This window comes from Nocardioides sp. NPDC023903, from assembly GCF_040639295.1.
GTDB lineage: Bacteria > Actinomycetota > Actinomycetes > Propionibacteriales > Nocardioidaceae > Nocardioides.
Genome location: NZ_JBEZZS010000010.1, coordinates 1 through 13,401 on the forward strand (window position 1 = coordinate 1; position 13,401 = coordinate 13,401).

At 67.4% G+C, this 13,401-nt stretch carries 11 protein-coding genes and 1 tRNA gene; 4 read left to right on the forward strand and 8 right to left on the reverse strand.

Features of this window, described 5'->3' with window-relative positions; translation table 11 throughout:
• Positions 1-159: 159 nt before the first annotated feature.
• Entirely contained in the window at positions 160-2,847 is a 2,688-nt protein-coding gene (polA, locus tag AB0F44_RS12800) for a DNA polymerase I (protein WP_357355902.1), read from the reverse strand.
• Positions 2,848-2,949: 102 nt separating this feature from the next.
• Between polA and AB0F44_RS12805 the strand changes: the two genes are divergently transcribed.
• Complete coding sequence (locus AB0F44_RS12805) at positions 2,950-3,420, forward strand: hotdog fold thioesterase (protein ID WP_350661312.1); 471 nt, start codon at positions 2,950-2,952, stop codon at positions 3,418-3,420.
• A gap of 163 nt (positions 3,421-3,583) precedes the next feature.
• On the opposite strand, the gene AB0F44_RS12810 is transcribed toward AB0F44_RS12805, so the two are convergent.
• The gene (locus AB0F44_RS12810; RefSeq protein WP_357355904.1) at positions 3,584-4,828 is read right to left on the reverse strand and encodes an ABC transporter substrate-binding protein; all 1,245 of its coding nucleotides are present in this window, start codon (positions 4,826-4,828) and stop codon (positions 3,584-3,586) included.
• A gap of 309 nt (positions 4,829-5,137) precedes the next feature.
• Here AB0F44_RS12810 and AB0F44_RS12815 point away from each other — a divergent pair, with 309 nt between their 5' ends.
• On the forward strand, positions 5,138-5,728 hold the full coding sequence (locus AB0F44_RS12815) for a GNAT family N-acetyltransferase (protein WP_350661316.1): 591 nt from the start codon (positions 5,138-5,140) through the stop codon (positions 5,726-5,728).
• Positions 5,729-5,872: 144 nt separating this feature from the next.
• On the opposite strand, the gene AB0F44_RS12820 is transcribed toward AB0F44_RS12815, so the two are convergent.
• The 5 genes from AB0F44_RS12820 to AB0F44_RS12840 form a co-directional block, all read right to left on the reverse strand.
• Complete coding sequence (locus AB0F44_RS12820) at positions 5,873-6,652, reverse strand: ABC transporter ATP-binding protein (RefSeq protein ID WP_357355906.1); 780 nt, start codon at positions 6,650-6,652, stop codon at positions 5,873-5,875.
• Entirely contained in the window at positions 6,649-7,599 is a 951-nt protein-coding gene (locus AB0F44_RS12825) for an ABC transporter ATP-binding protein (RefSeq protein ID WP_357355908.1), read from the reverse strand. Before AB0F44_RS12825 ends, AB0F44_RS12820 begins: the two co-directional genes overlap by 4 nt.
• A 1-nt stretch (position 7,600) precedes the next feature.
• Positions 7,601-8,593: a branched-chain amino acid ABC transporter permease gene (locus AB0F44_RS12830; RefSeq protein WP_357355910.1), complete on the reverse strand. Its 993-nt coding sequence runs from the start codon at positions 8,591-8,593 to the stop codon at positions 7,601-7,603.
• Positions 8,594-8,601: 8 nt separating this feature from the next.
• Positions 8,602-9,942: a hypothetical protein gene (locus AB0F44_RS12835; protein WP_357355912.1), complete on the reverse strand. Its 1,341-nt coding sequence runs from the start codon at positions 9,940-9,942 to the stop codon at positions 8,602-8,604.
• A gap of 167 nt (positions 9,943-10,109) precedes the next feature.
• A complete protein-coding gene (locus AB0F44_RS12840) occupies positions 10,110-10,739 on the reverse strand; it encodes a response regulator (RefSeq protein ID WP_160024278.1) in 630 nt (209 codons plus the stop codon).
• Positions 10,740-10,832: 93 nt separating this feature from the next.
• Between AB0F44_RS12840 and AB0F44_RS12845 the strand changes: the two genes are divergently transcribed.
• Both AB0F44_RS12845 and AB0F44_RS12850 read left to right on the forward strand, forming a co-directional pair.
• Positions 10,833-10,908: transfer RNA gene (locus AB0F44_RS12845), tRNA-Leu, on the forward strand.
• Positions 10,909-10,960: 52 nt separating this feature from the next.
• Positions 10,961-11,704 (forward strand): helix-turn-helix domain-containing protein, encoded by a 744-nt coding sequence (locus tag AB0F44_RS12850; RefSeq protein ID WP_357355914.1) that lies wholly within the window; start codon positions 10,961-10,963, stop codon positions 11,702-11,704.
• Here the strand turns inward: AB0F44_RS12850 and pyk are convergent.
• Positions 11,701-13,170: a pyruvate kinase gene (pyk, locus tag AB0F44_RS12855; protein ID WP_357355916.1), complete on the reverse strand. Its 1,470-nt coding sequence runs from the start codon at positions 13,168-13,170 to the stop codon at positions 11,701-11,703. The genes AB0F44_RS12850 and pyk overlap by 4 nt on opposite strands.
• Positions 13,171-13,401: the final 231 nt, after the last annotated feature.

Here is a 13,401-nt window from a genome sequence, read left to right on the forward strand (position 1 = left end):
GCCTGGATCGCGCGGTGCAGTCCCTGGGTGAGGTACATGGTCATCTCCTGCTGAAGTGGTGGGTCTCGAGGTGGTGCAGCCCGGCCGAGATCCGGCCCACAACTGCCGACTCGACCTACCTAACTGACGTCTCGGCCGACGTACGTGACGCCTCGGCGATCAGTGGGCGGCTTCGTGCCAGGAAAGGCCGGTGCCGACGGAGACGTCGAGGGGGACGTTGAGGTCGGCGGCGGAGCCCATCTGCTCGCGTACGAGCGCCTCCAACGCCTCCCGCTCCCCCGAGGCGACCTCGAAGACGAGCTCGTCGTGGACCTGGAGGAGCATCCTGGAGGTGAGGCCGGCCTCGTCGATGGCGGCCTGGACCCGCAGCATGGCGACCTTGATCAGGTCGGCGGCCGAGCCCTGGATGGGGGCGTTGAGCGCCATCCGCTCGGCGGTCTCGCGCCGCTGACGGTTGTCCGAGAGCAGGTCGGGCAGGTAGCGGCGGCGGCCCATGATGGTCTCGGTGTAGCCCGTGCGCCGCGCCTCCTCGACCAGGCTGCGCAGGTAGTCGCGGATGCCACCGAAGGTCTCGAAGTATTCCTCCATCAGCCCACGCGCCTCGCTCGGCTCGATCCCGAGCTGCTGGGAGAGGCCGAAGGCGGACAGGCCGTAGGCGAGGCCGTAGTTCATCGCCTTGATCTTGGCCCGCTGTTCGCTGGAGACCGCGTCGGGGTCGACGCCGAAGACCCGCGCGGCGGTGATCGAGTGGAAGTCGCGTCCGGAGCGGAACGCCTCGATGAGCAGCGCGTCCTCGGACAGATGCGCCATGATCCGCATCTCGATCTGGCTGTAGTCGGCGGTCATCAACGACTCGAAGCCGCCGCCCACGATGAAGCCCTTGCGGATCCCGCGACCCTCCTCGGTGCGCACCGGGATGTTCTGCAGGTTGGGCTCGGTCGACGAGAGCCGCCCGGTGGCGGCGATGGTCTGGTTGAAGGTGGTGTGGATCCGGCCGTCGTCCTGCACCGTCTTCAACAGGCCCTCGATGGTGACCCGTAGCCGGGTGACGTCGCGGTGGCGCAGCAGGGCGAGGAGGAACGGGTGCTCGGTCTTCACGTAGAGCTGCTGCAGCGCGTCGGCGTCGGTGGTCCAGCCGGTCTTGGTGCGCTTCGTCTTCGGCATGTCGAGCTCGTCGAAGAGCACCACCTGCAGCTGCTTGGGCGAGCCGAGGTTGATCTCCTTGCCGATCACGCCGTAGGCATCGTCGGCCGCCTGCTTCATCTGGCCGGCGAAGTGTCGCTCCAAGGCGTCGAGGTGCTCGGTGTCGACCGCGATGCCGGTCTTCTCCATCCGCGCCAGCAGGTGCAGCAACGGCAGCTCCACTTCGGAGAGGAGCCGGTGTCCGCCGGCGGCCTCGACCGCGGAGTCGAGCTCGACGGCGAGGTCGATCACGGCCCGGGCGTAGAGCATCGAGGTCCGCGCCACCCCGTCGCCACCGACCTCGTCGTCGCCGAAGAGCGACTCCTGGCCGCCGTCGTCCTCCTGCTTGAGCTCACGCTTGAGGTAGCGCAGCGTCAGGTCGGCGAGGTCGTAGGAGCGCTGGTCGGGCGCCACGATGTAGGCCGACAGCGCCGTGTCGGTCACCAGCCCGGCCAGCGACCAGCCGTGGGCGTCGATCGCCAGCTCGGGTCCCTTGGCGTCGTGCATGATCTTGGGCTTCGAGGCGTCCGCGAGCCAGCCTGCCAGCGCGGCCTCGTCCTCGGGGGTGAGCTCCTCCACCCCGACGTACGCAGCCCGCTCCAGCGTCGCGAAGCCGAACCCGTCCACTCGGCCGGTGCCGGAACCCCAGGTCCCGCGCACATGCACCCCGACCGGAGTCGCCCCGAGCTCCTCGAGGAAGGTCGCGACGGCACCAGGAGCCAGCGCCTCGCCCTCCAGCGCGAACCCGCTCTCGTCGACCGGTACGTCGTCCTCGGGAGCGAGCACGTCGGTGATCCGGGTGCGGATCTCGCCGCGGAACTCGAGCTCGTCGAGGAGCTCCAGCGCGGCTGCCCGGTCCCACTCGACCCGCCCGAAGTCAGCCGGGCCGACGTCCAGGGTCAGGTCTCGCACCAGGGCGTTGAGCCGCCGGTTGCGCATCACGTCGCCGAGGTGGGCGCGCAGGTTGTCGCCGGCCTTGCCCTTGATCTGGTCGGCGTGGGTGATGACGTTGTCGAGGCCGTCGTAGGTGTTGATCCACTTCGCGGCGGTCTTCGGGCCGACGCCGGGGATGCCGGGCAGGTTGTCGGAGTCCTCCCCCACCAGCGCGGCGATCTCGGGATAGCGGTGCGGCGGGACCCCGTACTTCGCCTCGACGGCCTCCGGCGTCATCCGCGCCAGGTCGGAGACTCCACGCATCGGGTAGAGCACGGTGGAGGACTCGGTGACCAGCTGCAGCGAGTCGCGGTCGCCGGTCAGGATCAGCACCTCCATCCCGGCCTCGAGCCCCTGGGTCACCAGGGTCGCGATGATGTCGTCGGCCTCATAGCCCGCGAGGGACAGGTGGCGGATGTGCAGCGCATCGAGCAGTCGCTGGATCAACGGCAGCTGGGACTTGAACTCGTCGGGGGTCTTGTTGCGCTTGGCCTTGTATTCGGAGTATTCCTCCAGCCGGAACGTCTGGCGCGACAGGTCGAAGGCGACCGCGACGTGGGTCGGGGTCTCGTCGCGCAACACGTTGACCAGCATCGAGGTGAAGCCGTAGACGGCATTGGTGTTCTGCCCCGTGACGGTCGAGAAGTTCTCCACCGGCAGGGCGAAGAAGGCCCGGTAGGCCAGCGAGTGCCCATCGAGAAGGAGCAGTCGGTCACGCGTCACGTCAGCCACGGTCCGACTCTATCCACGACCACCGACAACGGCGCGACCGCGGGTCGAGACCCGCGCGTCCCTCGTGCCCCGACCCCTCACAGCACATGCGACGATGCATCCATGACCGATGCATCGACCACCGACCAGTCCGTCTCGCCGACCGACAAGACCGTCGGCGAGACCTTCTTCGCCTCGCTCCCCCACGGCATGGGCGGCCTCAACGACAAGATGGGCGTCAAGATCCTGGAGATCTCCGCCGAGAAGGTCGTCGGCACCATGCCGGTCGAGGGCAACACCCAGCCGTACGGGCTGCTGCACGGCGGCGCCTCGGTCGCGCTCGCCGAGACCCTCGGGTCCACCGGCTCCGGCATGCACGCCGCGTCCCTGGGCAAGATCGCCGTCGGCGTCGACATCAACGCCACCCACCACCGGTCGGCGACCTCCGGCATCGTCACCGGCACCGCGACGGCCATCCACCTCGGCCGCAGCTCGGCAGCCTACGAGGTCGTGATCACCGACGAGCGCGGCAAGCGGGTCTGCACCTCGCGGATCACCTGCTCGCTCATCGACGCCGACCGGATCTCGATGTAGGGACCCACGAAGGGCCCCGGAGCGTGTTGCTCCGGGGCCCTTCGTTATCGGTTTCGCTCAGCGACTGGATCTCGACCCGCTTCGCGGGTTCGCAAGCTCACCCGCTGCGCTCGCTCGATCTCTTCGCGTTGTGACCCTGCGACTTCGTCGCAGGGTCACAGGCTCAGACCTCGCCAGCGATGTACTTGACGGGGGCGTAGGTCGCCTTGTCGTTGTACTGGTAGATACCGATGGACGCGGCCGTCGGGCTACCGGTCTCGCCGAGCTCGATCGGACCGGACTTGCCGTCGTAGTCGACGTCCTTGCCGTCCTCGATGAGCTTGACGCAGTCGGCGTACGTCTCGCACTTCTCACCACCGGTGGTGATGTCGACGATCTCCTCGGCGATGGCCTCACCGGCGTCGCTGTCGGCCTTGATCGCAGCCAGCGCGGAGACGATGGTGGCGTCGTAGGACTCGGCGGCGTAGGAGTAGTCGGCCAGCTTCGGGTCGACCTTCAGCAGCTGCTCCTTGAAGTCACCAGTGGTCTCGGCGCCCGGGAGGGTGCCCTTGACACCCTTGAGCTCACCCTTGGTGAAGTCCTTGGAGTAGTCCGACAGGTTGCCGTCGACGAAGTACGTCGGCAGCTTGGCCGGACCGGCACCCGCGGCGATGAGCTGCGGGATGAGCTTCTTGGTCTCCTCGAAGGCGACCACGACGACCGCGTCGGCACCCGAGCCGGCGACCTCGTTGATCTGGGCGTCGAACGAGGTGGCGTCCTCGGAGTAGAACGCCGTGGTGGAGACCTTGGAGCCGGCACCCTCGAGGTTGGCCTTGATCTCCTCGGCAAGCGTCTCGCCGTAGGCGTCCTGGCGGGCCAGGATCGCCACGTTGGTGCGCTTGTCCTCGAGCAGCAGGTTGGCCATGACGGCGCCCTGCAGGATGTCGGACGGAGCCGTGCGGAAGTAGAGGTCCGGCTTCGAGAAGTCGCCCTCGTCGAACTCGGTCGAGGTGTTCGCCGGGGAGAACATCACGGTGCCCGACGACATGATCTTGTCGATCACGGTCATCGACACGCCCGAGGACGCGGTGCCGACGATGACGTCGGACTTGGCGTCGATGAGCTTGTCAGCCTCGGTGGGGGCGATCGCGGAGGTGGTGTCACCGGAGTCTGCTACGACGGACACGACGTCCTTGCCGAGCACACCACCGGCGGCGTTGATGTCCTGGATCGCCAGGTCGGAACCGGCGAACTCGGGCGGGCCGAGGAACGCGAGGCTGCCGGTCTGCGGGAGAAGCTGCCCGATGGTGAGAGTGCCGTCGCCCTTGGCGGCGGCCTTCTTCTCCGGCTCCTCGGAAGCGGTCTCGCCGCCGCAGGCGGCGAGGGTGAAGCTGAGCGCCAAGGCGCCGGCGCCTGCGGTCAGCTTCATCCAGGTAGAGGATGATGAGTTCACTGCTTAGTCCCTCTTTCGTATGGGCTGGCCCGGCTCACGCCGGACCTTGCGGAGACACATTAGAGACGCACGGAGGGCGAATCACCCGAGGGACCTTTCTTTTCACCAATCCGTTACATCTCCCCCATGGCATGATTGCCCGGGTTGCCGCCATGATCGGCTCCGTATTATCGGCGCCGTGGTGACCCATAATCACTCGGGAAACCCGATTCCGCCCAGGAACAGCCACGATCGTGGAGGAATTGTGATCATCTGTACGCACGGCACTCTCGGAGGACGGACTCGATGAGGGTGCCGGTGACGATGCGAGAGGCACGAGCCGATGACGCGCTCTTCCTTCTCGGCATCTGGCAGGACTCGTTGCGGATGGCGGACGCCCAGGAGCAGCTGGGCGACCTTGAGACGATCATCCGTGCCGCCGACGCCTCCCCCGACCAGCGCCTCCTGGTCGCCGAGTGCGGCAGTGAGCCCGTGGGAGCGGTCTACGTACGCGCGACCACCTTCGGTCCGCTCAACCTGGAGCCGACGGTGCAGATCTTCGCGCCGCACGTCGTGCCGAGCTTCCGCCGCCGCGGCGTGGGCCGGATGCTGATGGAGTCGGCCGTCGCCTTCGCCGAGGAGCGCGGGGTCAGGACGATCGCGGCCGCCGCCGCGGCCGGTGGCCGTGACGGCAACCGGTTCCTCGCCCGGATCGGCCTCGGTGCCCAGGCCGTCATGCGCGTGGCCCCGACCGCGGTCGTACGCTCCCGGCTCAACGTCCTGGGCCGGGCCCTGCCCCACCACGCCCGCCTGCAGCGCAGCCCGAAGCAGTCCAGCGCCGTCGGCGAGCTCCTCGCCGCTCGGCGCTCCCAGCGACGCTCACACACCGTCGCCTGAGCACGAACGGCCAGGGCCCCGGAGCATGTTGCTCCGGGGCCCTGGCCGTTTCGGGACGTACGCTCTCAGTCCGGCCGCCTTCGGCGGCGGATCTTCCTCGCTCGGCGCGAACGGACGAGCAAGCTCGCCGTTCGGCCTCGCTCGTCAGTCCTCCTTGGCACCCAGGGTGCCGAGGTAGAGCTCGATCACCTTCGGGTCATCGGCGAGCTCGCGTCCGGCACCCGTGTAGGCGTTGCGGCCCTGGTCGAGCACGTAGCCACGGTCGCAGATCTGCAGGCAGCGGCGGGCATTCTGCTCGACCATCACGACCGAGACACCCGCCTGGTTGATCTTGCGGGTCTGCACGAAGACCTCGTCCTGCATGACCGGCGAGAGCCCCGCGGAGGGCTCGTCGAGCAGCAGGACCGACGGCTCCATCATCAGCGCCCGGCCCATCGCGACCATCTGGCGCTCACCTCCGGAGAGGCCGCCGGCACGCTGCTTGCGGCGCTCACCGAGGGCCGGGAAGATCCCGGTGACGAACTCGAACCGCTCCGCGAACTTCTTCGGAGCCTGGTAGCAACCCATCTCGAGGTTCTCCTCGATGGTCAGGCTCGGGAAGACGTTGTTGTTCTGCGGGACGAACCCGATCCCACGCGAGACCAGCTCGTCGGCACGCTTGCCGGTGATGTCCTCGCCCTCCAGCTTGACCGTGCCCTCGTGGATCTTCACCAGGCCGAACAGCGCCTTGAGCAGGGTCGACTTGCCGGCACCGTTGGGGCCGATGATGCCGACCAGCTCGCCGGGCTGGCAGTAGAGGTCGGTGTCGTTGAGGATGTTGACCCCGGGAAGGTAGCCGGCGATGAGCCCGTCGGCGCGGAGCACCGCACCCTCGGCCTCGCTCAGGTGGTTCTCGCGGAACTTCTCCGCATCGGTGGAAGTCACTTCGAGTCCTCCTCTTGGACGATCTCGGCCCCGAGCTCTGCCTCGACCTCGGCCTCGAGGACCTCTTCGTCGAGCTCGCTCAGGTCGGTGTCGTGGTGGGCCCCGAGATAGGCGTCGATGACACGCTGGTCGGCCATGACCGAGTCAGGAGTTCCCTCGGCGACGATCTTGCCCTGGGCCATCACGATGACCCAGTCGGAGATGTCGCGGACCATGTCCATGTCGTGCTCGACGAAGAGGACCGTACGTCCCTCGTCGCGCAGCGACTTCACATGACCGAGCAGCGACTGCTTCAGGGCCGGGTTCACACCCGCCATCGGCTCGTCGAGCATGACCACCTCAGGGTCGACCATGAGCGCACGGGCCATCTCGAGCAGCTTGCGCTGACCGCCGGAGAGCGACCCGGCGAAGTCCTCGCGCTTCTTGTCCAGCAGGAACCGGGCCAGCAGGTCGTCGGCCTTCTTGGTGACCTCGTCCTCCTGCTGACCCCACAGGAACTTGAACGGCGCGGCCCAGATCCGCTCACCCTTCTGTCCCGTGGCGCCCAGGCGCATGTTCTCGATCACGGACAGCTTGGCCAGCACCTTGGTGAGCTGGAAGGTGCGCACCATCCCGAGGCGGGCGACCTTGTAGGGGGCGACGCCCTTGAGCGACTTGCCCTCCAGGCTCCACGAGCCGGTGTTGGGCTGGTCGAAGCCGGTCAGCAGGTTGAAGAACGTCGTCTTCCCGGCTCCGTTGGGGCCGATCAGCGCGGTGATCGCACCACGCTGGATCTCGACGTGGTCGACGTCGACGGCGGTGAGTCCTCCGAACGTACGCGTGATGTTGTCGGCGACGATGATCGGGTCGGACTTCTTGCTGCCCGGCTCCGTGCTCACCCCGACCAGGCCCGCAGGCCCGGTCTTGCTCGCAACGTCGTTCGTCTCGGTGCTCGTCTGGTCAGTCATGTCAGCGTCCATCGATCGCGATCTCCCTACGGTCGCCGATGATCCCCTGGGGACGGAAGATCATCAGCAGCATGATGGCCAGCCCCAGCATGATGTAGCGGATCACACTGGCCTGGGTGTCGGTCATGATCACCGTCGGGATCCATCCGCCCTTACCGGCAGACTGGCTGAAGAACGAGCCTAGCCCCGCGATCAGGAACCAGAACAGGACCGAGCCGATGACCGGGCCCATCACTCGGCCCGCGCCACCGAGGAGCAGCGCGGCGAAGGCGTAGAAGGTCAGCAGCGTGGAGTAGTCGCTCGGGACGACCGAGGCCTGCTTGAGCGCGAGGAACATGCCGCCCAGACCACCGATGACACCACCGAGGGCGAGGGCCTGCATCTTGTACGCGAACACGTTCTTGCCCAGCGAGCGAACCGCGTCCTCGTCCTCACGGATGGAGCGGAGCACACGGCCCCACGGGCTGCGCATCAGCGCCCACACCAGCAGGCAGCACAGCGCGACCAGGATCCAGCCGACGGTCAGCGACCACAGGTCGCCGCGGCCGAAGGAGATGAACCCCAGGTCGAGGCCGCTGTTGTAGGGGTTGGCCTCCTGGAACGGCCTGGCGTAGCCGTTGAGCCCGTTGGAGCCACCGAAGGTGTCCTTCATCTCCACCGAGCCGAAGACGAACCGCAGCACCTCGGCCGCGGCGATGGTGACGATCGCCAGATAGTCGGCGCGCAGACGCAGAGTCGGCACACCCAGGACCACGGCGAGCAGCAGCGGGGCCACGATCGCCATGACGATACCGAGCCAGAACGGCGCCCCGTAGGTGACCACGGAGACGGCCAGACCATAGGCGCCCACCGCGACGAACCCGGCCTGGCCGAAGTTGAGCAGCCCGGTGTAGCCGAAGTGGATGTTGAGGCCGATGGCGGCCAGGGCGAAGACGATTGCCTGCGGGCCGAGTGCCTGCTGCAACGCTGCCCGGAGAATGTCGAGAATATCCATTGTCTCTCCTACCCGAGCCGCTCTTTACGGCCCAGGATGCCCTGGGGCCGCACCAGCAGGATCACGATCATGATCAGCAGCGGGCCGATCTCCTTGATCGAGGCGGGCACGCCGAACAGCGGTCCGAGCTCGTAGACGAGCCCGATCACCAGCGAGCCGACGAGAGCGCCCCAGATCGTGCCGAGACCACCGAGGGTGACCGCGGCGAGGATGACCAGCAGGATCCGCATGCCCATGAAGCTGTTGACCTGCAGCTGCATCGCGTAGAGCACACCGGACAGCGCGGTCAGCGCGCCACCGATGACCCACGCGTTGGTGATGACCCCGTCGACGCGCAGGCCGGAGGACGCGGCCAGTGCCGGGTTGTCCGAGACCGCACGCATCGCCTTGCCCATCCGGCTTCGGGCCAGCCACAGGCAGACCGCGGTGATCGTGATGATCGCGACGAGCACGATGACCACCTCGCGGTCGGCGAGCGAGAGACCGAAGTAGTACCAGTGCTGCTCACGCTGCTGGCCGTTGTACTGCGACAGCGACCGGGTCGAGGAGCCGTAGAAGTACTGGAACAGGTAGCGCAGGAAGATCGCCAGACCGATCGAGACGATCATCATCGCGATCAGGCCGGTGCCGCGCCGGCGCAGCGGGCCCCACAGCACCTTGTCCTGCACGTAGCCACCCAGGCCACCGAGGATGACCGCGATGATGCCGGCGACGAGCACCGAGACCGAGGCCAGGGCGCCGGTCTTGAAGATCTGGTCGAAGCTCCAGGCCATCAGCGCACCGAAGGTGAGCATCTCACCGTGGGCGAAGTTGGACAGGCCGGTCGTGCCGAAGATCAGCGAGAACCCGAGGGCTGCCAGGCACAGGACCAGGGCGAACACGATGCCCGCGCGCAGGTTCTGGGCGAGGTCCTTGCCGAAGTTCGACTCCTCACCGGCGGTGACGCCGATCGGGAAGATCGCCCGGTTGTTGGGCCCCTGGAAACGTACCTGGACGGTGGCTTCACCCTTGGTGTTCTCGTCGAGGACCGTCCCTTCCGGGAGGGTCTTCTCGTCGAGGGTGACGGTGTACTTCCCGAGCTCCTCGACGACGATGATCGCGACGCCCTTGTCGTCGGTGACGCCCTCGCCGGCCTTCTCGCCGTCCTTGCTGACCTCGAGGGTCACTCCCGGGATCGGTTTCGGATTGCCTTGGGCATCCTTGTTGGCCTCGTCCTGAAGCGTCACCTGGATCGCGGTGGCGTCCGGCGGTGGGGTCTCGGTTGCCTGTGCGGCACCCGGGCTCCCAACCAACAGCACCATCAGCGCACCGATGAGCGCGACGAGGACTCTGTAGAGCCGCTTGCGCACGTGGGTACTCCTGCCTGTGTGTCCTAAAGACGGACCCTGACACCAGCTGAATTCGCTGGTCGGCCGGGTCCGCGCGGGCAGTCTAGGCCGAGATCACCCACGAACAAGCCACAGGTTGACCCTCATCTGAGACCGCAACCGATCTGTGACGTGCCGTTTACACGGATTCAGGTACGTGGCCCGCTGACGCCGTGCTCGATGACGCCCTCGGCGACCTGGCGCATCGACAGCCGCAGGTCCATCGCGGTCTTCTGGATCCACCGGAAAGCGTCCGGCTCGCTCAGCGTCAGACCCTCCTGCAGGATCCCCTTGGCCCGGTCGACCGCCTTGCGGGTCTCCAGCCGGTCGGTCAGACCGGCGACCTCCCGCTCGAGCTGGGCGAGCTCCTGGAAACGGCTCACCGCCAGCTCGATCGCAGGCACCAGGTCAGTGATGTTGAACGGCTTGACGAGGTACGCCATCGCACCCGCGTCGCGGGCTCGCTCCACCAGGTCACGCTGGGAGAACGCGGTCAGCATGACCACCGGGGCGATCCGGTCGCGCGCGATCGCCTCCGCCGCCGCGATCCCGTCGAGCACCGGCATCTTCACATCGAGGATGACCAGGTCGGGTCTGTGCTCGGTGGCGAGCTCGATGGCGGCCTTGCCGTCGCCCGCCTCACCGACGACGTCGTACCCCTCCTCGGTGAGCATCTCCTTGAGGTCCATCCTGATCAGGACCTCGTCCTCCGCGATGACGACCGTACGCCGCGCCTGGCTCTCCGGGGTGCTGCTGGGGTTGCTCTGCGTCACGAGCACAGACTAGGCCATCGGAGGCACCTCCCGGTGCAGTGATTCCGCCCACGGTCCGGTAAGTTGTGCTCTCGCGGTGGCACGTCGCGCCCCGCAAGAGCCCCGGTAGCCCAACGGCAGAGGCCATGTGCTCAAACCACATCCAGTGTCGGTTCGAATCCGACCCGGGGCACCAAATCGCTCGTATGTTCCGCCGAACTGTCGGTGCTTGAGCGCAGACTTTGAGCATGTACGCAGCCAAGGTCCGCGCCGATGCGCTCGCCCTCCTCCGGCGGGGTGACTCGCTGTCGGCCGCAGCGCGTGCGACAGGAGTGGCAAGGTCGACCATCCGCGAGTGGCGGGACCGCGAGCCGCTCGATAGGCCGGGCTCCTGTCCGCGATGCGACGAACTGCCGATCGACCAGGCGGCGTACGCTGCGCTTCTCGGCTTCTACCTGGGTGATGGCCATATCGCGAAGGCCGCCCGCTACTACTTCCTCCGAATCACCTGCGACGTGGCCCACCCACGGATCATCAATGACGTGGTCGATCTGCTCGGTCGGATCCGGCGCGGAGGCAAGGTGTTCATCGTCAAGAAGATCGGCTGCCTCGACATTCAGCTGAACTGGCAGCACTGGCCGTGTCTCTTCCCGCAGCACGGCCCTGGTCGCAAGCACGATCGCGAGATCGTCCTCGCGCCGTGGCAGCAGGAGATCGTGTCAGCCCACCCCGGCCCGTTCCTCCGCGGGCTGTTCCACTCGGACGGATGTCGGGTGAACAACTGGGCGACCCGAGTCGTCGCGGGAGAGAAGAAGCGCTACGAGTACGGCCGATGGCAGTTCGTGAATCATTCCGACGACATCCGCGACCTCTGCACCTGGGCGCTCGATCTGGTCGACATCCCGTGGCGCCAGTCCTCCTGGAAGACCATCAGCGTCTCGCGCCGCGAAGCGGTCGCGGCGCTCGACGCATTGATCGGCCCGAAGAACTAGCCCTTGCGCTCGTAGGCCGGCGCGACCTCGTTGATCGCGTCGCCGATGCGGTGGATGCGCAGGGCGTTGGTGGAGCCGGGGATGCCGGGGGGCGAGCCGGCGATGATGACGACGAGCTCGCCCTCCTCGACACGGCCGAGCTTGAGCAGGTTCTCGTCGACCTGGCGGACCATCTCGTCGGTGTGCTCGACCTCGTCGGTGCGGAAGGTCTCGGTGCCCCAGCTGAGCGCGAGCTGGCTGCGTACGGCATCGGAGGGGGTGAAGGCGAGCAGCGGGATCACACCGCGCAGCCTCGAGAGGCGGCGGGCCGAGTCACCGGAGGTGGTGAAGGCGACCAGGTATTTCGCACCGACCCGGTCGGCGACCTCGGCGGCGGCTTTGGCGATGACACCGGAGCGGGTGTGCGGGTCCCAGTCGATGGGGCTCAGCTCGGCGGCGCGGCTGCCTTCGGAGGAGAACGCGTGGCGCTCGGTGGCGGCGATGATGCGCGCCATGGTCTCGACGGTGTGGATCGGATAGTCCCCCACGCTCGTCTCGGCGGAGAGCATGACCGCGTCGGCACCGTCGAGGACGGCGTTGGCGACGTCGTTGGCCTCGGCGCGGGTGGGCGCCGGGTTGGAGATCATCGAGTCGAGCATCTGGGTGGCGACGATGACCGGCTTGGCGTTGAGGCGGGCGAGCTCGATGATCCGCTTCTGCAGGAACGGGACCTCCTCGAGCGGGCACTCCACGCCAAGGTCACCGCGGGCCACCATGAACATGTCGAACGCGGCGATGACCTCGTCGAGGTTGTCGATCGCCTGCGGCTTCTCGATCTTGGCGATGACCGGGACGACGCGTCCCTCCTCGTCCATGATCTTGCGGACGTCCTCGTAGTCCCGCGCGTTGCGTACGAAGCTGAGCGCGACCATGTCGACGCCGAGCTTGAGCGCGAACCGGAGGTCCTCCTCGTCCTTCTCGGACAGGGCCGGCACGGAGACGGCGACGCCGGGCAGGTTGATGCCCTTGTTGTTCGAGACCGGCCCGCCGACCAGCACCTCGGTGTGGACGTCGGTGTCGTCGACCGCGGTGACCCGCAGGCGCAGCTTGCCGTCGTCGATCAGGATCGGGTCGCCGACCTTCACGTCACCGGGAAGGCCCTTGTACGTCGTCCCGCAGATCTCGTCGTCACCCTGCACGTCGCGGGTGGTGATCGTCCAGGCCTGGCCGCGACGCAACGTCGCGGAGCCTTCCTTGAACCGCTCCAGCCGGATCTTGGGCCCCTGCAGGTCGGCGAAGATGCCAACACTGTGCCCGCTCACGGCGGCCGCCTCCCGCACCAGCGCGTAGTTGCTGGAGTGGTCGTCGTGGGACCCGTGGCTCATGTTCATCCGGGCGACGTCCATGCCTGCGTAGACGAGCTCGCGGATGCGACGCTCCGTCCCGACGGCGGGCCCCAGGGTGCAGACGATCTTCGCTCTTCTCACGGGAGCCCAGACTACCCCTCTGGATCGTTCAAACCAGCACTCGGACCACGTCCTGATCAGGCCGTTCGTTCAATGTTTACGCCTGCGCCGGCGGCTAGCCCCTCCTTGCGGGCCCGGGCAATGGATGGGTGCCACAAACTCCTCGCCACAAGTGTGTACGAACTCCGTCGGATCCTCCGATCCGATGGTTGAGACCCGACTGGCCCGACACCCCCGAAGTGGGGATGCCGG